Below are 19,769 nucleotides of genomic sequence, written 5' to 3'. Positions count from 1 at the left end.
CATGTTCAAGAACTATCTTAAAATAGCATGGAGAAACCTTCTCAAAAACAAAGTCTTCACAACTGCCAATTTAATTGGATTGTCCACTGCTTTTGCAATTGCTATTCTTTTGGGTATGACAGCCATGTTTGATTTGTCTTTTGACCAATTCCACAAAAAAAAGGATACGGTTTATCAACTGTATCTGTCCAATCAAACTCCAAAGGGAACAACTATCAGTGTTGTAAATCCTATTCCATTGGCCCCAGCTTTAAAAGAGGAGGTTCCCGGAATAAAACATATCGCCCGATCTCTTAGCCAAGATGCTTTGATCACATACCAAAACAAAGACTTTGACTTGGATGCCGAATATGTAGACAACGATTTTTTCACTCTTTTCAGTTATCCTGTGATCATTGGCAATACCCAAGAACCTATTCCGAACAAAAATTCCATTGCACTGAGTGAAAGTACTGCCAAAAAGATATTTGGAGATGGGAATGCCATTGGAGAAACCGTCTTTCTACAACAAGGAAGGGAACAAGTTCCATTCACTGTTGCCTCAATACTGAAAGACACTCCAGTGAACACTAGTGTGGATTTTGATATTGTAATTCCGTTCGAGAGCCACAGGGAGTATCTTCCCAACATCGACATATGGGATTCTTACAACCACTTGGTTTACCTAGAGTTGGAAGAGGGTGTTTCCCTATCCCAGTTTGAAAAAAATACCCGCTCTTTCACCAACCAACACTATGAAAATCAGATTGAAAGTATGGTCCGAGATGGAGCATTGCCTGATACCAACGGGCAATACAAACAATTTCATCTTCTACCTTATTCCGATGTTGCCTTTGTCTCCTACGCAACCGGTATCGCTATAGTCAACCGTACCTTTCCCTATTTAATTTTAGGGATTGCCTTGCTCATCATTTTCATTGCTTGTGCCAATTTTATCAATATGAACATTGCTTTGGGAGAAAAACGGCTTAAGGAAATAGGCATGCGAAAAACCCTTGGAGCGGTCAAACGGCAACTTTTCGGACAATTTTGGTTGGAGAGTATCTTAATTTTTGTGGTTTCCATTGTGTTGGGATTGGTAGCAGCTCATTTGCTATTGGACCCTTTCAAAACACTTTTTAACACACAGGCAACCCTTTCCAACCTATCCAAGCCAGTCATATTGGTAGGTTTTTTTCTTTCCCTATTGTTGATCACACTCATTGCTGGTGGATATCCGGCCCTCATATTGAGTAAACTCAATGCCATTAGGGCTCTTAAAGGAAAGTGGGAAATGGGCAAGAACCGATTGCGAAACGGTCTTATAGTGCTTCAATTTGTCATTGCCATTGTTCTCATAAGCGGAACCATAGTTCTTCATGGACAAATCCAGTATATGAGAAATAAGGACTTGGGCTATAACAAGGAACAAGTGGTTTCCATTCCACTCAATGGCAAAATGGATAGTTACCGGGTGGTACAACTCCTACGGGAAGAACTTAAAAATAACCCAAACATCCTTAGTGTGAGCGGTGCCGATAATAATTTGGGTCGGGGAAGGGACGGCAGTTTATCCACGAGCAAATGGCGGTTTGATTATAAAGAACGTAGTATAGGCACCAATGTACTTACTGTTGACCATGATTATTCAAAAACCTTGGACATTCCCTTGGTTTCGGGTAGGTCTTTCAGCAAAGAATACGGTTCAGACAGTCTTAGTATAGTAATCAATGAGACCATGGCAAAGGAATTGAATGAGAAAGACCCCCTATCCGTCAAAATCCAGGAAGACGAAGGAACTTATACCGTCATTGGAGTATTGAAAGATTATCATTTTCAGAATATAAACAGGGAAATTGAACCGCTGACCCTTTTCATGAATACAGATTGGGACCTCTACTATGCTTACGTAAAAGTGAGTCCCGCGGCCATAGCCAAATCTTATGATGCCATCAAGGCTGCTTGGGGAAAAGTAGAGCCCCAAGCCGAATTTTTGGGTTCTTTTTTGGATGAAAATGTTGACCGTACGTTTAGACAGGAAAAAACAATGGCCACCATTATCACAAGTGGCAGCGTCTTAGGGATTCTCTTGAGCTGTATTGGATTGTTTGCCATGTCCATGCTAGTAGTGACCCAACGTACTAAGGAAATTGGCGTTAGAAAGGTAATTGGGGCAAGCGTATCTTCCATTACCCTATTATTAACCAAGGATTTCCTAAAATTGGTAGGCTTCGCTTTTCTAATAGCCGCACCCTTGGCTTGGTATTTTTTGAACAATTGGCTGGAGTCTTACCCCTTTCGAATCACCTTGAGCCCTTTGTATTTTGCCATGGCCGGTTTTTTGGCTATGCTGATCGCATTCTTGACTGTAGGGGCAAGAACCATAAGGGCTGCATCGGCCAATCCTGTAAAAAGTTTACGAACGGAATAAATCAACACTATGCTTTTACAATTACACAACATTTTTAAATGGGTCAACTCTGGAGGCCAGCGTATTTTTTTATTAAAGGACATCAATTTTGAAGTACGGGAAGGTGAGTTTATTTCCATTATGGGGCCTTCGGGTTCCGGAAAATCCACCCTGCTGAACGTTATCGGGATGTTAGATGGGTTTGATGAAGGGGAATACCAATTTTTGGATGAACCTGTGCACTCCATCAAAGAAAAACACCGGGCCAATCTTTATAAAGAATACATTGGTTTTGTATTCCAATCCTATCATTTGCTGGACGAACTCACGGTAAAGGAAAACTTAGAAATGCCCCTGCTCTATAAAAAATATAAAGGCGCTGAACGCAAGGCTATGGTGGCCGATATGTTAGATCGATTCAATATTGTGGGCAAAAAAGACCTTTTCCCGGCCCAACTCAGCGGTGGGCAACAGCAATTGGTGGGCATCGCCAGAGCCTTAATCTCAAATCCAAAACTGATTTTGGCCGATGAGCCCACGGGAAACCTCAACTCCAAGCAAGGGGAGGAAATCATGCAACTTTTTAAGCAGTTGAATGACGAAGGGGTTACCATTATCCAAGTGACACATTCCGAGAAAAACGCAGCCTATGGTTCAAGAATCATCAACCTTTTGGATGGACGAATGATTTGATTAAGTCCAAGCATCAAGTGCAAAAAAGTATTCAAGAAACCAATATGATAGCGGTCATTGGTATTTGAGCTTGTACTTGAACTTTCTAAATCAAATCCGCAAGCTCCGTTCCCACCAAACTGCCCAAGGCAACGCCCATTCCGCCAAGTCGCACACCGCAGTAAACGGAATTGGAAATTTGTTTTACGATGGGGTTTTTTTGGGTACCCACACCCATAATCCCGCTCCATCTTTGGTCAATTTCAAAGTCTTGGTCGGGAAGGATTACGTTCTTGAGTAATTTTTCCAAGGCATTCTGAATGGTCAGGGTCTCCCCAAATTCCATGGTCTCTTCGGTTTGAAAATCAAGATTGCGGCCACCTCCAAGCAGGATTCGGTTATCTATGTTCCGAAAATAGTAGTAGCCCTCATCCAGATGGAACGTTCCCTTTATTTTTAGGTTTTTGATGGGCTTTGTGATCAGTACCTGTGCCCTAGCAGGCTTTACCATTTCGGACTGTAACAGTTTTGAGGCAAAACCGTTGGTCGCCACAAACACCTTTTTGGAATCAAATCCAAAACCTTCTACATGGATGGTCACTTTGCTACCAGCGTCTTGGATGCGTTGGACTTCTACTCCATTTAAAATGGGAATTTGGTTCTCATGGCATTTTTGAAGCAGGGCCTGCATCATTTTTCCGGTATCCAATTGACCTTCAAATTGATGGGTAATATAGGTTTCACGAATCCCGGAAAACCCAAATTCATTTTTGGTTTTCACAAAAGGTGGGGCTCCAAAAACAGGAAGTAACAATTGGTTCAAGTGCTCCATACTGTCCGAACAAGACACAAACAGTTCGGAATTATCCCCCAAAAAAAGCTCATGGCCTCCATGCTGTTCAAACCCGATGGCCTTATCCCCCAAAAGCGTGCGCAATACCTGAATGCCATTATATCGTTTTTGGACCAACTGCACCACTTCTTCCTCGGTATGTGCCTTTGCATCAGCCAAAATTTCTGAAACGCTCCCAAAACAGGCAAAGCCGGCATTCTTGGTGCTAGCCCCTTGAGGAAGACTGCCCCTTTCCAAAACCAAAATCCTGCTGCTGGGATATTTTTCCCTTAATCGGAGTGCGCAGTTAAGCCCTACAATACCACTGCCAATGATGGTAAATTCCACGTGGGACAACCAGGTCTTATATTCCCAATAGCTTAGCTCCATAAAACAAAAACCCCGATAAAAATCGGGGCTATATTTAATCTTGATATTTGGAATCCATCTTGAAACCTTCCATGAATTTGGTGGTATAATTTCCGGCCAAATAATCTGGGTGGTCCATCAATTGTCTGTGGAACGGAATCGTGGTTTTCACGCCTTCAATCACAAACTCATCCAACGCCCTACGCATTTTGTTGATGGCCTCTTCCCGGGTCTGGGCCGTGGTAATCAACTTGGCGATCATGGAGTCGTAGTTTGGCGGAATCATGTACCCGCTGTACACATGGGTGTCCAATCGAACCCCATGCCCTCCGGGCGTATGAAGGGTTGTAATTTTTCCTGGGGAAGGTCTAAAATCATTGTACGGATCTTCCGCATTGATTCGGCATTCAATGGAATGCAACTTTGGGTAATAGTTCTTCCCTGAAATGGGCACGCCTCCGGCAACCAAAATCTGCTCCCGGATCAAATCATAATCCACCACCTGTTCTGTGATGGGGTGCTCCACCTGGATACGGGTGTTCATCTCCATGAAGTAGAAGTTACGGTGCTTGTCCACCAAAAATTCCACGGTTCCCGCTCCTTCGTATTTTATATATTCAGCGGCTTTTACAGCGGCTTTACCCATATCTTCCCTTAGGGAATCCGTCATAAAAGGTGACGGCGTCTCCTCGGTCAATTTTTGGTGTCTTCGCTGCACGGAGCAATCCCTCTCGGAAAGGTGGCATGCCTTTCCATACTGGTCGCCAACCACTTGAATTTCGATATGGCGTGGCTCTTCGATGAGCTTTTCCATGTACATTCCACCATTGCCAAAAGCAGCAGTAGCCTCTTTCACGGCGCTTTCAAAATTCCTTTCCATTTCGTCCTCGGACCAAATGGCGCGCATTCCCTTTCCACCACCACCGGCAGTAGCCTTGATCATAACGGGATATCCCATTTTTTTGGCCTCTTTTCTGGCATGGTCCACATCCTTGAGTAGCCCATCTGATCCCGGAACTGTGGGAACCCCAGCTTTTTTCATGGTTTCCTTGGCCGTAGCCTTGTCCCCCATTTTTTCAATCTGTTCCCCGGAAGCACCAATGAACTTAATATCGTGCTCAGCACAGATTTTCGAGAACTTGGCGTTTTCGGAAAGAAACCCATATCCTGGGTGAATGGCATCGGCATTGGTAATCTCCGCAGCAGCAATGATGTTCGGAATCTTTAAATAGGATTCGTGGCTGGGGGCCGGACCAATACAAACGGCTTCATCTGCAAAACGCACATGGAGACTTTCCTCGTCCGCCTTGGAGTATACGGCAACGGTCTTTATCCCCATTTCCTTGCAGGTACGAATAATTCGCAGTGCAATTTCTCCCCTATTTGCAATCAATATTTTTTTAAACATAGAACACAATCTTAAATTCTGAATTCTAAATCTTAAATGGTTTTAAACAACAGGAATCGCTGCTTAAAATTTATCATTTAAAATTCACTACGATGGATCTACCAAGAACAATGGCTGATCAAATTCCACTGGAGAGGAGTCATCAACCAATACCTTGACGATTTTTCCGGAAACTTCGGATTCTATATCGTTGAACAATTTCATGGCTTCGATCACACAAAGCACATCTCCTTGGCTAATGGTGCTGCCCACCTCAACAAAGGCAGGTTTGTCCGGGGAAGGCTTTCTATAGAAAGTTCCTATAATGGGCGATTTAATGGTGATGTATTTGGAGTCGTCGGATTTTGAAGCAGATTCCGTTGCAGGCGCCGCGGCTTCTTGAGCGGCTGGAGCCGCAGCCACTGGAGCGGCAGGTGCTTGGGCCATGGGAATTTGCTGTACAATGGTTGTCTCTGGGGTACTTGAGCTTGTGCTACCGGTACGGATGGTGATCTTAATGTCCTCCATCTCCAACTTCACCTCGCTGGCACCTGATTTGGCCACAAACTTGATTAAACTTTGAATTTCCTTAATGTCCATGGAATATGATTTTGTTAGTTGTGCTATTTAAGAATTATAGGCCCATTTTAAATAAATGGAACCCCATGTGAAGCCTCCTCCAAAGGCGGCAAAAATTAAATTGTCTCCTTTTTTCAGTTGTTTTTCATAATCGAACAACAACAATGGCAAGGTGGCAGATGTTGTGTTTCCGTAGCGGTGGATATTGATCATCACCTTTTCGGAATCCACTCCCATTCTATTGGCCGTGGCATCTATGATACGTTTATTGGCCTGATGGGGTACCAACCACTGTACATCCTCATGGGAAAGATTGTTCCGCTCCATGATCAGTGCGGACACCTCGGCCATGTTGGAAACCGCAAATTTAAAAACGGATTTCCCATCTTGGTATACATAATGTTGTTTGTTCTTCACCGTTTCTTCGGACGCAGGTAAGATAGAGCCTCCTGCATCAATTTTCAAGAACTGGCGTCCAATTCCATCCGATCTCAAATACTCGTCCTGTACCCCAAGCCCTTCTTCATTGGGTTCAAAGAGTACGGCCCCGGCACCATCACCAAAGATAATGCAAGTAGTACGATCCGTATAATCAATGATCGATGACATCTTATCGGCCCCGATTACCAAAACTTTCTTGTATTTTCCTGATTCAATATAACTGGCAGCGGTAGACATTCCGTACAAAAAACTGGAGCATGCAGCCTGTAAGTCATACGCAAAGGCATTTACGGCCCCTATTTCTGAAGCCACATATGCCGCAGTCGACGCAACGGGAAGATCTGGAGTGGCCGTGGCCACCAATACAAAATCAATTTCCGAAGGGTCTACATTTCCTTTTTTAATAAGATCTTGGGCCGCCCTTATGGCCATATACGAAGTTCCGGCGTTCTCTTCCTTTAATATTCTCCGCTCTTTGATTCCGGTCCTCGAGGTTATCCATTCATCATTGGTATCTACCATGGTTTCCAACACTTTGTTGGATAGTACGAAATCGGGAACATATCCTCCCACAGCTGTTATCGCTGCTGTTGTTTTATTCATTTTAGCGTCTCTTTTTGTCAAAAACATTGAAATTTGACCCAGAAGAGGTGAAAATTAGTCATTTTATATGACTTTTTTATCAAAACGGGGCCGTTTTTGAAATTAACTTCAGTCCATAAAAAAACTCCCGCTAGTTTGGAACGGGAGTTGGTTTATTTTGAGGGATTTGCCATTAGGCAGCAGTTTCTTCCTCTGTTTTGTCAATCAATACTTGACCTCTGTAGTACAATTTACCTTCATGCCAGTGTGCTCTGTGGTACAAGTGCATTTCTCCTGTTACGGAATCCTTGGCAATTGTAGGGGCTACCGCTTTGTAGTGGGTTCTTCTTTTGTCCCTTCTGGTCTTTGATGTCTTTCTTTTAGGATGTGCCATTATAAACCTATTTGTCCGTTAGTAACTTTTTTAAATCATCCCATCTGGGATCTGTTTTTTCTGATGGTTTCTTTTCTTCTTTTGGCTGCAATTCTTCCAGCTTGTCCAAGATTTCCGATTTCAACGTTCCGTCCAATACACCGGGGTGTACTCTTTTTTGAGGGACGGCCAGCACCAACATCTCATAGATGTACTGTGCAATGTTGATTTGGTACTCGCCATGGGGAATGATCAAAATTTCATCATCTTCATCATTGTACTCTTCCCCAAACTTGATGACCAAGTGCAAATCTGAATGGATGGGTTGGTCAAAAGGTTCGCCGGTCATGTCGCAATCCACATTCACCGTTCCCTCGGCCTCGATTTCCAATTCCATCATATTGCTCATCTTTTCCAATATGGCGGTCACCTTTACGGAAGCTCCGTTAAATTCTTGGTATTCAAAAGATTCAAAGAACGCATTGTCAATCTCGTACACAAATTCGTGTTTTCCCAACTTCAAGCCTGAAAATGGGATAAAAAACTCCTTCAGCTTCATTGTTTCTACACTTAAGGTTTGTGTACCAGCCTCTAAAGGCGGGTGCAAAGATACTACTTATTTATAAAACTGCAATTCCAACACCAACAAATATCCATCTTTGTGGAACTTTTTTAGCTCGCACGCTTGGTCTTTTGTTTTTTCAGTGGGTTTTTGCTCAATTCCATATACTCTGCACGGTTCTTGAACACTTCAATGGCCATAAAAACCGCTTCTTTAAAAGAGCTGTTGTCCGCTTGCCCTTTTCCGGCAATTTCATAGGCCGTGCCATGGTCCGGTGATGTCCTAACCTTGTCAAGTCCAGCGGTATAGTTCACCCCTTTTCCAAAGGAAAGGGTTTTAAAGGGAATAAGTCCTTGATCATGATAGGCCGCTAAAATGGCATCAAAATTCTTGTGGTTATCCGAGCCAAAAAAACTGTCTGCCGAATATGGCCCGTACACCAACGTTCCCTTATGGAACAATTCTGTGATTATCGGCTTCAAAATTTTATCATCTTCTTCCCCAATGGTACCGTTATCACCACTATGCGGATTTATGCCCAATAATGCTATTCTGGGTCTGCGGATGCCAAAATCCATTTTCAAGGATTTTTCCATGGTGGCTATCTTATGCCTCACCAAACTGGGGGTTATGGCCTGGGCCACATCCTTAACGGCAATGTGGTCCGTGAGCAACCCCACCCGAAGGGTGTCTGCCACCATGAACATAAGGCTTTCCCCGTTCAATTCTTGGGCTAGATAATCGGTATGACCCGGAAATTTAAAATCGTCGGACTGTATATTGTTTTTGTTGATGGGTGCTGTTACCAGAACGTCAATACTTCCATCCTTTAAAGCGGAAACCGCGGCCCGAAGCGACTTAATGGCAAAAGACCCTCCTTCTTGTGTGGCCTGCCCATATTCAATCTTTGGGACTTCTTTCCAAACATTTACAATATTGATCTTTCCTTCAACAGCTTGGGACGCATCCCTTACCCCATTGAACGTCATATCGATTCCCAAATCCGACTTTTGGTGGGAAACCGTTTTGTTTGATGCAAAAATAATTGGGGTGCAGAAATCCAACATCCGTGGATCTTCAAACGTTTTTAGGGCAACTTCACACCCAATTCCATTTAGGTCCCCAATGGAAATCCCCAGTTTTATTTTTTGATTTTCCTTCATATAATCACTGCCGATATGGCTACTTTTGCATTACAAAACTAGTCAATTAATAAGACACATGTTCACAGGTATCATAGAGACTTTAGGGAAAGTTGAAAAGCTTGAAAAAGAAGGGGGCAATTTACACATTACCCTGTCCTCCAATATTACATCGGAACTAAAAATAGACCAAAGTGTTTCCCACAATGGGGTATGCCTTACCGTGGTGGCCATAAAAGATGATTTATACACCGTGACCGCCATTGAAGAGACCTTGCTCAAAAGCAATATAGGTGACTTAAAGACTGGCGATGTGGTAAATTTGGAACGTGCCATGGTCTTAGGGGCTCGATTGGATGGCCATATTGTACAGGGACATGTGGACCAAACTGCCCAATGCACTTCCATGGAACAAAAAGATGGTAGCTGGGTCTTTGGGTTTCAGTACGATTCCGGCTTGAGCAATGTAACCATTGAAAAAGGGTCCATTACTGTGGACGGTGTGAGTTTGACCGTAGTTGATTCCAAAAAAGACAGCTTTAGCGTAGCCATCATTCCATATACTTTTGAACATACCCGATTCAATACCTATATAATAGGTACATCGGTCAACCTAGAGTTCGATGTGGTTGGAAAATATGTGGCCCGCTTGATGGAACTTCGACAATAATGTCGAAAAATCTTCGCCTTATACTTTGATGAAAATCTTCCGCTTGTACAATACGTAGGCCAACAAGCAGTAAAATGACACTACCGTTAAACCATACAGCAGTGATGATAGTTTCATGGACATAAAATCGTGCACATAAATGGTCTGGAACAACCATCCGTGCAGAGAGTTTTCGCCATCTACCTTGATCAACCCGAACAGCTTACTGATAAAACTGGACAAGAAATACACCACTATGGCATTGGCCCCGGCGTATTTAAAAATACTTCCGAATTTTATTCCTTTGACATCGGTGAGGTGATAAATAATCGCCAATACCATATTGGCCCATCCCGCTGTTACCAAAACGAAGCTACTGGTCCATAATGCCTTGTTGACAGGAAATACCACATCCCAAACGTGGCCCAAAATCAAAAACGCGCCTCCCAAGCCGAACAAAATTGTGGTCTTCTTCTCTTGTTTTGACGTCAGTATCAATCCAGTGAAAATGCCCAGCAATGAACTTACTATGGCCGGAATGGTGCTTAAAAGTCCTTCGGGATCATAATCAGGTCTATAATTATGTGTGCCAAACACCTTTACGTCAAGATAGTTTGCCAAATTATTAGGTGCTCTTTCCAAAGTGGAAGCCACTCCTTCAACGGGCACAAATACCATAAGCAACCAATACCCAATCAATAAAATACCTGAAATGGCAATAAGCTTTTTCCAGTCCAAATTGATAAACAGGATGGAGGCAAAGAAAAACACAACCCCAATCCGTTGCAAAACTCCAGGAAACCTAATGTTTTCAAAATCCTTGAAGAAAGGAAAGCTTAGGGTGAAGGCCCCCAAGAATATACCCAGCCCGATCAATTTTAAGCTTCGAATCGTGATTTTCTTGTAAGTGCTAGAATCTGTCTTTTTATTTTGATAGGCCAGCGCAATGGAGGTTCCCACAATAAAAAGGAAAAAAGGGAACACCAAATCTGTTGGTGTGTACCCATGCCATTGCGCATGCAATAATGGGGCATACACATGCCCCCATGTTCCCGGGGTATTCACCAGTATCATCAATACGATGGTCATTCCCCTAAAAATATCTACGGATAAAACCCTGTTTTTCATAGTACTGTTGTTATAAGATGTTATCCTTGATCCTACCCCAAGCCTTGATCAGGAAAAATCCTGAAACAAGGGCAACACCGGTCAAAATGAGAGCCAATTGGGTTTCTTGATAGATCCAATAGCCCGTTGCAAACATGATGGAGTAAATCAATACCACACCCAACAACATGGCCGTGATGCCCGCAGGAACACTCCATTTTTCGTTGCTCTTTACGATTTTTACGTTATCAGCGTCAGCTTCATCCACAATCTTTTTCCAGCCTGGACCACCCGGCTGTATTTTGAGATAAAAGCTTCGCAAAACTTCTTTGCTTTCCGGTTGTGTCACAAACGTGGCCGTTAACCAAATGATTGATGTGACCACCATGATAAATGGTAAGTCTGCCCATTCTGGGAACACCCCGGTTTCAGGAGCAAAAAGGATTTCCCTCAACGAAGTGGTCTCCAAAAGAACGGCTAAAATCCCAGAGGAAAACATCGCCGTGATTTCACTCCAAGCATTGATACGCCACCAAAACCAACGTAGAATAAAGATAAGTCCCGTTCCTGCTCCGAATGAAAGTAACAGGTTGAACACGCCCATGGCATCCTGTAGTGCCAAGGCCAAAAATGCACTCAAGACCATCAATACTACGGTGGACAGTCTTCCCACATTCACCATCTGTTTTTCAGTGGCATTTGGATTTATCTGTTGTTTGTAAAAGTCATATACAATATAGGAAGAGCCCCAGTTCAACTGTGTGGAAATGGTACTCATATAGGCCGCCACCAAAGACGCCAGTACAATCCCCAAAAGACCCGTGGGCAATTTGGTCATCATTGCTGAATAGGCCAAATCATGACCCAGTTTATCTTCTGTTACATTAGGAAAAGCTTCATGGATACTGGCAATGTCCGGGTATACCACCAAAGAGGCCAGTGCCACCAAAATCCAAGGCCAAGGACGCAAGGCATAGTGCATGATATTGAAGAAGAATGTGGCTCCAATGGCATGGTTCTCATCTTTTGCTGCCAACATCCGTTGTGCAATGTAACCACCACCACCGGGTTCCCCTCCAGGATACCACGAACTCCACCATTGTACAGCCAATGGAATGATCAAGGCCGTGATCAAAGCTTTCTTATCGCTAAAATCGGGAAGGATACTCAGCTTACCTTGCACATTTTCATTTTCCAAAATGGACTGAATTCCACCAACCTCGGGAAGATTAACCAGATACACGGCAGCCCCTATGGCACCTCCCATGGCTACAAAAAAGAGAAGAAAATCACTGTAAACCACTCCTTTAAATCCTCCAAGGGCACTAAAAATAACTGTTATTAAGCCTGCGCTGATCACGGTTACCCAAGGATCCAGCCCCAACATAACACCACCAATCTTAATGGCCGCTAAGGTAACGGAGGCCATGGTGATCACATTAAAAAACACCCCAAGGTAAATGGCGCGGAACTTCCTTAAAAAACTTGCCGCTTTTCCGCCATATCTAATTTCATAAAACTCCAAATCCGTATTTACGTTGGATTTCCGCCATAACTTGGCATATACAAAAACCGTGAGCATTCCCGTCAATAGGAAACACCACCATCCCCAGTTTCCGGAAACACCATTGGAACGAACCAAATCGGTCACCAAATTGGGCGTATCCGTGGAAAATGTCGTTGCCACCATGGAAAGTCCCAACAACCACCATGGCATGGTCCTTCCCGATAAAAAGTATTCTGATGAACTTTTTCCTGATTTCTTGGAAACATAAATTCCTATGAATAGGACAATAGCGAAAAATGTAAAGATTATGGCATAATCTAAGGTTTGTATATCCATTGGTTTGGTTTTGGTAAGAACCAAAGATAGTTTTTTTAGGTTACTTTTGTACTCCACCAAATGTTTTGGATGTTTCTCTCCCTTCCCTCTGAAATCTCTATAATGGCATGGGCCATGGCCGCCACGGCCGTTTTTTTAATGGGAGCCTCCAAAGCTGGCCTTAAGGGCATGTCCATATTGAATGTTACCCTCATGGCCTTGGCCTTTGGCTCCAAGGCATCTACAGGAATATTCATGCCTTTGTTGATCGTTGGTGATATCATTGCCGTCATCTATTATAACAGACATACACAATGGAAATACATTCTCAAGTTTATTCCGTGGATGGTGTTGGGTATCCTTATTGGTGTTCTTGTTGGAAAAGACTTGCCGGAAGTGGAGTTCAAATGGGGAATGGTCACCGTTATTTTTATCAGCTTGGGCCTACTGTATTGGTGGGACAGAAGAAAATCCACTCATGTTCCCACCCATTGGATGTTTGCTGGGTCCATGGGGATTATGGCCGGAATATGCACCATGATCGGAAACTTGGCAGGGGCGTTTACCAACATCTTCTTCCTTGCCATGCGACTGCCAAAAAACCAATTTGTGGGAACCGCGGCATGGCTCTTTTTCATCACCAATCTTTTTAAACTTCCGTTCCACATTTTTGTGTGGAAGACCGTTACACTAGAGACTTTATGGGTGGATATAAAACTGATACCAGCTATTTTAGCAGGGATTTATGTGGGTATCCGACTGGTAAAAATTATTCGCGAGGGGTTTTTCAGGAAAATGATTCTTGTGCTTACCGCCTTAGGTGCTCTTCTACTTCTGTTCCGGTAAATTCCAACAAAAAACCCATCTTCCAATTCAAGAAAATGGGTCTTCAATTTTAAAGTTTTACTATGCCTAGTCAATGGCAACGGGAAGTACCACATTGGCCCACTCCATTGTAAATCCATCATTGGTAACGGTATAGGTCAACTGCTCCTTGGCTTGGGAAGCTTTTTTTGGTGATGCTTTTACCCGAAGTACGTCGCTTGATTTGTTATCCTTATCATATTCGGTCAAAGTCAGTCCTTCAACAGAAGAACCGCTGCGTCCATGATTAGAATTAAAAATTACGGTCCAATCTCCTTTGCTGGGCACAAAGAACAAGGCATAGGTGCCTGCAGAAAGTTTCTCCCCGACAACAGTAATATCCTTGTCAGTGGTAAAGGTTGTGGCCATATTGGCTCCTGCTCTCCAAACCTTATCATAGGCAACTAGGCCTCCAAAAATTTCACGTCCCCGCATGGAAGGACTGTTATAGGTAATCTCGATAGATGCATTGGCTGCTTTTCCCTCAACGCTTTTGTATGGGCTTTTTTGTGCAAGGCTACACATACTAAATAGAACGGTCATTGTAAAAAGACTGGCCCAACGGACCGAAGATTTTAGTTTTCTCATGGGTTTTAGTGTATTAATTGAATTGAAACATTACAATTTCGTCTAAAGATACGGATACTGACAGCATCCATAACCGTACTTTTTCCTCCCCATCTTCGAATTTTTGTCATTTTTTTCAATTCGATGGAAAATCACATATAATGTTGATTTTGTTATTGAATTGGGCAAGAAATGGTCTTACGCTTCATCTTTATACGAATACAACATGGGTCCCCCCTTTACTCCAGGTTTTTTTTCGCCTGTATTCTTTAGAATATCCATTTGGAAGATTCGCTTTCTAAAATTGCGTTTGTCCAATTCCAGGCCCAAAATGTTCTCATAAAGATTCTGTAGTTCGGGCAGCGTAAATTTCTGTGGAAGCAATTCACCAACTACAAGGGTATCCTTTAGATTCTTTTTAAAAAATTGATGTGCATCCCGGATAATTCGGTTGTGATCAAACCCAAGATTGGTGGGAATATTGTCCAGATCAAACCAATCAATTTGTTCCACACCGCTCTTTAAGGTCAAGGGATGGTTCTCGGGTTTTACCAAGGCGTAAAACGATATGGTGATCACCCGTTTTGTAGGATGCCGGTCCACTTCGGAATAGGCTTTTACCTGTTCAAAATGAATGCTTTCAAATCCTGTAAGGGCAAACAATATCTTTTGGGCGCAATCTTTTAGCGTTTCTTCCGCCTGAAGAGCACCGCCGGGTAACATCCAATGATCCGTGAAATTACCTACCGTCCTTTTAGTCAACAAAATTTTCAATTGGTTGTCCACATAACCAAAAACTGCAATGTCTGTGGTAATGGAACACTCATAGGAATCTTCTTTAACTTGATAATCGTTTAGACTATTGGGTTGGTTTTTAGGTAAATCCCTTTTCATTTTTTTATTCCAGAAAAAAATTTAACTTCGTAACTGTGTATCAGGGACACAGAAAAATCGTATCTTTCAATCAAGCCCTAAAAATACAGAAAAGGCCTATGAATCAACCTCATTATAACGAATTAAAAGACAAAGTGGTGGTCATCACTGGAGGAGGAGGTGTCCTCGGTAGTGCTTTGGCCCTATCCATTGCAAATCAGGGAACCAAGGTGGCCATCCTTGACCTAAAGGAAGAGGCTGCTCAGGAAATCGCAAAAAAAATAAACGCCAATGGCGGTTCGGCAATCGGTGTTGGTGCCAATGTGCTCGAAAAGGAATCCCTTATCAAAGCAAGGAACATCATAAAAGAGCAATGGGGAAGTTGTGATATCCTCATTAATGGTGCCGGAGGTAACCACCCCAAGGGTACTACCACGAAGACCCACTTTTTTGAGGAGGATATAAATACACCTGAAGATTTGACGACTTTCTTTACCTTGGACCCCAAAGGCATCCAGTTTGTATTTGACCTTAACTTTATTGGGACCCTTTTGCCTACTCAGGTGTTCGCAGAGGATATGGTTGGAAAAGAAGACACGGTGGTTTTGAACATCTCTTCCATGAATGCCTTTAGGCCCTTGACCAAGATACCGGCCTACAGTGCGGCCAAAGCCGCCGTCAGCAATTTCACCCAGTGGTTGGCCGTGCATTTGGCTCCCGTTGGAGTTCGGGTAAATGCCATAGCCCCCGGTTTCTTTTTAACCGATCAAAACAGAATTTTATTGACCCAAAAAGATGGGTCGCTTACCCCTCGTGGAAATACCATCTTGGAACATACTCCCATGAACCGGTTTGGGGAACCCGACGATCTTGTGGGAACCGTACTTTGGTTGATGGGCAATGGATCAAAATTTGTAACCGGAATTGTAGTGCCCATCGATGGGGGCTTCAGTGCATATAGCGGCGTATAGAGTATGGGATTGGAACAAACATGGAGGTGGTACGGACCCAATGACCCCGTTTCCTTGGCAGATATAAAAATGGCAGGTGCCACAGGCATTGTCACGGCGTTGCATCATATTCCCAATGGGGAAGTATGGCCCGTTTCAGAAATAAAGAAACGTGTGAAGCAGCTCCAAGCGCATGGGTTTACGTGGTCCGTGGTGGAAAGCATCCCTGTACACGAGGATATTAAAAAGCACACCGGAAACTTTGAACACTACATTGAAAACTATAAAGAGAGCATCCGAAATCTAGGGCAATGTGGAGTGGACACCGTTTGCTACAATTTTATGCCCGTACTGGACTGGACCCGTACCGATTTGGCCCATCAATTGCCTGATGGTTCATTGGCTCTCCGGTTTGATAAAGCTGCTTTTGCCGCATTTGAACTATTTCTCCTTAAAAGACCGGGGGCCGAAGAAGACTATACCCAAGAGGAAATTGGTCTGGCGCAACAAGCCTACGAAAAAATGGATGGAGCCTCCAACGAGAAACTCATCCGTAATATCATTGCCGGGCTACCCGGTGCGGAAGAGGGATATACTTTGGAGCAATTCCAAAATGTGTTGGACGCCTACAAGGACATCGGACCAAAACAATTACGGGAAAACCTGCACGCTTTTGTCAAAGCCATAGCCCCAACTGCTGAAGAGGCCGGGGTATTCCTGACCATTCACCCTGATGATCCTCCTTTCCCAATTTTGGGATTGCCCAGGGTCATGAGTACTTTACAAGATGCCAAGGACCTCATCAATGCCCATAACAGTCCGCACAATGGAGTTTGTTTCTGCACGGGTTCGTTCGGGGTTCGTGAGGACAATGATTTGGTAAACATGGCCCATCAATTGGCTGACCGAATCAACTTTATCCACCTAAGAAGCACCAAACGGGATGACCAAGGAAATTTTTACGAAGCAGACCATTTGGATGGCGATGTGGACATGTACGGTGTGCTTAAGGAACTCTTGTCGGAACAGGGCAAAAGAACACAGACCAACCGTCCCGACCGGCGTATGCCCATGCGGCCCGATCATGGGCACCAGATGTTGGATGATCTTGGCAAAAAAACCAACCCTGGGTATTCTGCCATAGGTCGTTTACGGGGATTGGCCGAATTACGGGGGTTGATGTTGGGCATTGAAAAATCGGGAATATGAGTTTTATCCACGAAGATTTTCTGTTACAGACCCCATATGCCCAAGAGCTGTACCACAGCTATGCCAAGAATATGCCCATTATTGATTATCACAACCATCTGACCCCGGAGTTGTTGGCCAATGATGGACACTATAATAATATGGCCCGGGCGTGGTTGGACGGAGATCATTACAAATGGCGAGCCATGCGTGCCTTGGGAATCGATGAGAAATACATCACCGGCAATGCATCCGATCAAGACAAGTTTTTAAAATGGGCCGAGGCCGTACCCTATTTGGTTCGGAACCCTCTCTACCATTGGACTCATTTGGAGCTGCAACGCTTTTTTGGAATCACAGATCTACTGTCCAAGGACAACGCCCTTGAAATCTATCAAGCCACTTCTGCCAAGCTACAGGAGAAGACGTGTTCAGCATTGGGAATGCTACAACAAATGAATGTTGAGGTGGTCTGTACCACCGATGACCCCATAGATGATTTGCAATTTCACCAAAAATCCAGAAAAGCAGGTCATCACCCAAAAATGTTGCCAGCCTTTCGTCCGGATAAGGCCTACGCCATTGAGGGCGATGTCGCTTATAAAAGCTATTTGGAGCAACTGTCCGATGCTTCCGGCATTACCATATCTTCTTATTCCGATGTGCTGGAGGCTCTAAAAAATCGGATGGCGCATTTCCATGAAAACGGGTGCCGATTGGCAGACCATGGCTTGGAACAGTTGTATTTCTTTGAGGAAGGAACGTATGATATTGAGGCCATTTTCAAAAAAATGGGTTCAGGGCAACGCTTGGAAACAGGAGAACTCCATTATTATAAGTTTCAAACTTTGGTTTTTCTGTGTAGGGAATATCAGTCCCTGGGCTGGGCACAACAGTTTCATTTGGGCCCTTTGCGCAATGTCAACCAAAGCATGCTGGACAAATTGGGCCCGGACACGGGCTTTGATTCCATTGGCGATAAGGAACAGGCGTATCCCTTAGGTAAGTTTTTGAACCTTTTGGAGAGCACAGATCAACTGGCAAAGACTATTTTATATAACTTAAATCCATCACAGAATGAGGTTTTTGCCACCATGGCTGGAAACTTCAACAGGGGTGGAATCAAGGGAAAGATTCAGTACGGTTCAGGTTGGTGGTATTTGGACCAATTGGATGGGATGGAAAAACAAATCAACACCCTATCCAATTTAGGGGTCCTCAGTACCTTTATAGGTATGCTCACCGATTCGAGAAGCTTGCTGTCCTTCCCAAGACATGAATATTTTAGGCGGTTGCTCTGCAATATTTTGGGGAATGACATCCAAAAAGGATTATTGCCTGCAGACCTACCACATTTGGGCAGTATCGTGCAGGATATCTGTTATAACAACGCCAAGGACTATTTCAACTTTGATACCATATAAAAGGATTGAAAAAATAATGAAATCGTATACTTCCATAGTACTTTGGGCTGGTCTTATACTCTTTCTGATGGGGTGTCAGGCAGACAATGAGGTCAAGACCATAAAGCTCGCCCATGGCTTGGATGTCAACCATTCCGTTCACAAAGCCTTGGTAAAGATGGGAGAGGACCTTGAAGAGATTTCCAAGGGTAAAATGACGGTTGAAATCTATCCCAACCAGCAATTGGGCACGGAGCGTCAAATTGTTGAATTATTGCAGATTGGAAGCCTGGACATGACCAAGGTATCTGCTGCCACTCTTGAAAATTTTGCGCCAAAGACCCGGGTTTTGGGACTTCCCTATCTCTTTCGGGATCGGGAACATTCCTTTAGGGTTTTTGATGGACTTATTGGCGAGGAATTGCTGAACGATGGCAAAAAATACTGGTTAAAGGGCCTTGGGTTTTACGATGCAGGCAGTCGTAGTTTCTACACCAAGGAAAAAGCAATTGAAAGTCCCGGTGACCTAAAAGGGCAAAAAATCAGGGTAATGCCCAGTGTCACTGCCATGGAGATGGTCCGTGGATTTGGGGGCTCGCCCACACCCATTTCATGGGGCGAACTGTACACCTCCTTGCAGCAGGGCGTTGTGGACGGAGCGGAAAACAATCCGCCTAGTTTTTACCTTTCCAAACATTACGAAATATGCAAATACTACTCCTTGAATGAACACACTTTCTCCCCAGATATCATTTTGGTGGCCACCCATTTCTGGGACAAGCTTTCGGAAGAGGAGCAGGGTTGGCTCCAAGAAGCGGTAGATGCATCCGTAGTATATCAAAGAGAGCTTTGGGCCAAGGCAGAAGCAGAAGCCTTGGAAGCTGTTCAAAAGGCAGGGGTGGAAATCATCAGACCAGACAAGTCCCTTTTTTCAAAAGAGACGGAAAGGGTGTATGAAAAGTATGAAACAGACGAGGCGCTGTTCAAATTGATACAACAAATAAAAGCCGTTGAATGA

The 19,769-nt window shown here is 43.8% G+C and carries 19 protein-coding genes; 8 read left to right on the top strand and 11 right to left on the bottom strand.

Annotation, left to right across the window (positions count from 1 at the left end):
- Position 1: 1 nt before the first annotated feature.
- Both ACP14V_RS00510 and ACP14V_RS00505 read left to right on the top strand, forming a co-directional pair.
- Positions 2-2,410: an ABC transporter permease gene (locus ACP14V_RS00510; RefSeq protein ID WP_272609141.1), complete on the top strand. Its 2,409-nt coding sequence runs from the start codon at positions 2-4 to the stop codon at positions 2,408-2,410.
- Between the two features lie 9 nt (positions 2,411-2,419).
- Positions 2,420-3,082: an ABC transporter ATP-binding protein gene (locus ACP14V_RS00505; RefSeq protein WP_136565118.1), complete on the top strand. Its 663-nt coding sequence runs from the start codon at positions 2,420-2,422 to the stop codon at positions 3,080-3,082.
- 85 nt (positions 3,083-3,167) lie between these two features.
- Here the strand turns inward: ACP14V_RS00505 and ACP14V_RS00500 are convergent, their stop codons facing one another.
- From ACP14V_RS00500 to pdxA, 7 genes are all read right to left on the bottom strand, one after another.
- A complete protein-coding gene (locus ACP14V_RS00500; RefSeq protein WP_272609140.1) occupies positions 3,168-4,283 on the bottom strand; it encodes an NAD(P)/FAD-dependent oxidoreductase in 1,116 nt (371 codons plus the stop codon).
- 34 nt (positions 4,284-4,317) lie between these two features.
- A complete protein-coding gene (gene accC, locus ACP14V_RS00495; protein ID WP_272609139.1) occupies positions 4,318-5,670 on the bottom strand; it encodes an acetyl-CoA carboxylase biotin carboxylase subunit in 1,353 nt (450 codons plus the stop codon).
- Positions 5,671-5,757: 87 nt separating this feature from the next.
- A complete protein-coding gene (gene accB / locus ACP14V_RS00490; protein WP_272609138.1) occupies positions 5,758-6,249 on the bottom strand; it encodes an acetyl-CoA carboxylase biotin carboxyl carrier protein in 492 nt (163 codons plus the stop codon).
- Positions 6,250-6,276: 27 nt separating this feature from the next.
- Complete coding sequence (locus tag ACP14V_RS00485) at positions 6,277-7,272, bottom strand: beta-ketoacyl-ACP synthase III (protein WP_272609137.1); 996 nt, start codon at positions 7,270-7,272, stop codon at positions 6,277-6,279.
- 172 nt (positions 7,273-7,444) lie between these two features.
- The gene (gene rpmF / locus ACP14V_RS00480; RefSeq protein WP_072876398.1) at positions 7,445-7,645 is read right to left on the bottom strand and encodes a 50S ribosomal protein L32; all 201 of its coding nucleotides are present in this window, start codon (positions 7,643-7,645) and stop codon (positions 7,445-7,447) included.
- 7 nt (positions 7,646-7,652) lie between these two features.
- Positions 7,653-8,183 (bottom strand): YceD family protein, encoded by a 531-nt coding sequence (locus tag ACP14V_RS00475; protein WP_136565114.1) that lies wholly within the window; start codon positions 8,181-8,183, stop codon positions 7,653-7,655.
- Between the two features lie 113 nt (positions 8,184-8,296).
- Positions 8,297-9,349: a 4-hydroxythreonine-4-phosphate dehydrogenase PdxA gene (gene pdxA, locus ACP14V_RS00470; protein WP_272609136.1), complete on the bottom strand. Its 1,053-nt coding sequence runs from the start codon at positions 9,347-9,349 to the stop codon at positions 8,297-8,299.
- A 58-nt stretch (positions 9,350-9,407) separates the two neighbouring features.
- On the opposite strand from pdxA, the gene ACP14V_RS00465 reads away from it, so the two are divergent.
- Positions 9,408-9,998, top strand: a complete 591-nt coding sequence (locus ACP14V_RS00465) for a riboflavin synthase (protein ID WP_272609135.1) — start codon at positions 9,408-9,410, stop codon at positions 9,996-9,998.
- A gap of 18 nt (positions 9,999-10,016) precedes the next feature.
- On the opposite strand, the gene ACP14V_RS00460 is transcribed toward ACP14V_RS00465, so the two are convergent.
- Both ACP14V_RS00460 and ACP14V_RS00455 read right to left on the bottom strand, forming a co-directional pair.
- The gene (locus ACP14V_RS00460) at positions 10,017-11,105 is read right to left on the bottom strand and encodes an acyltransferase family protein (protein WP_272609134.1); all 1,089 of its coding nucleotides are present in this window, start codon (positions 11,103-11,105) and stop codon (positions 10,017-10,019) included.
- 10 nt (positions 11,106-11,115) lie between these two features.
- Complete coding sequence (locus tag ACP14V_RS00455; RefSeq protein ID WP_272609133.1) at positions 11,116-12,927, bottom strand: sodium:solute symporter family protein; 1,812 nt, start codon at positions 12,925-12,927, stop codon at positions 11,116-11,118.
- A gap of 69 nt (positions 12,928-12,996) precedes the next feature.
- Here ACP14V_RS00455 and ACP14V_RS00450 point away from each other — a divergent pair, with 69 nt between their 5' ends.
- A complete protein-coding gene (locus ACP14V_RS00450) occupies positions 12,997-13,752 on the top strand; it encodes a sulfite exporter TauE/SafE family protein (protein ID WP_116217604.1) in 756 nt (251 codons plus the stop codon).
- Between the two features lie 66 nt (positions 13,753-13,818).
- Here the strand turns inward: ACP14V_RS00450 and ACP14V_RS00445 are convergent, their stop codons facing one another.
- Together ACP14V_RS00445 and ACP14V_RS00440 are read right to left on the bottom strand one after the other, a co-directional pair.
- Entirely contained in the window at positions 13,819-14,358 is a 540-nt protein-coding gene (locus ACP14V_RS00445) for a DUF2911 domain-containing protein (RefSeq protein WP_272609132.1), read from the bottom strand.
- A gap of 177 nt (positions 14,359-14,535) precedes the next feature.
- A complete protein-coding gene (locus ACP14V_RS00440) occupies positions 14,536-15,231 on the bottom strand; it encodes an NUDIX hydrolase (protein ID WP_136565107.1) in 696 nt (231 codons plus the stop codon).
- Between the two features lie 98 nt (positions 15,232-15,329).
- Between ACP14V_RS00440 and ACP14V_RS00435 the strand changes: the two genes are divergently transcribed.
- From ACP14V_RS00435 to ACP14V_RS00420, 4 genes are read left to right on the top strand one after another with little or no spacing between them, the layout of a single operon-like run.
- The gene (locus tag ACP14V_RS00435) at positions 15,330-16,181 is read left to right on the top strand and encodes an SDR family oxidoreductase (protein WP_272609131.1); all 852 of its coding nucleotides are present in this window, start codon (positions 15,330-15,332) and stop codon (positions 16,179-16,181) included.
- A gap of 9 nt (positions 16,182-16,190) precedes the next feature.
- Complete coding sequence (gene uxuA / locus ACP14V_RS00430) at positions 16,191-17,369, top strand: mannonate dehydratase (RefSeq protein WP_272609324.1); 1,179 nt, start codon at positions 16,191-16,193, stop codon at positions 17,367-17,369.
- Positions 17,366-18,772 (top strand): glucuronate isomerase, encoded by a 1,407-nt coding sequence (gene uxaC, locus ACP14V_RS00425; protein WP_272609130.1) that lies wholly within the window; start codon positions 17,366-17,368, stop codon positions 18,770-18,772. The genes uxuA and uxaC overlap by 4 nt, the downstream gene beginning before the upstream one ends.
- 16 nt (positions 18,773-18,788) lie before the next feature.
- Entirely contained in the window at positions 18,789-19,769 is a 981-nt protein-coding gene (locus ACP14V_RS00420; protein WP_272609129.1) for a TRAP transporter substrate-binding protein, read from the top strand.

Source organism: Flagellimonas alvinocaridis (assembly GCF_965248585.1).
GTDB classification, from domain to species: Bacteria; Bacteroidota; Bacteroidia; order Flavobacteriales; family Flavobacteriaceae; genus Flagellimonas; species Flagellimonas alvinocaridis.
The sequence above is the reverse complement of the archived record's forward strand: the minus strand, read 5'-3'. Positions and strand labels throughout refer to the sequence as shown.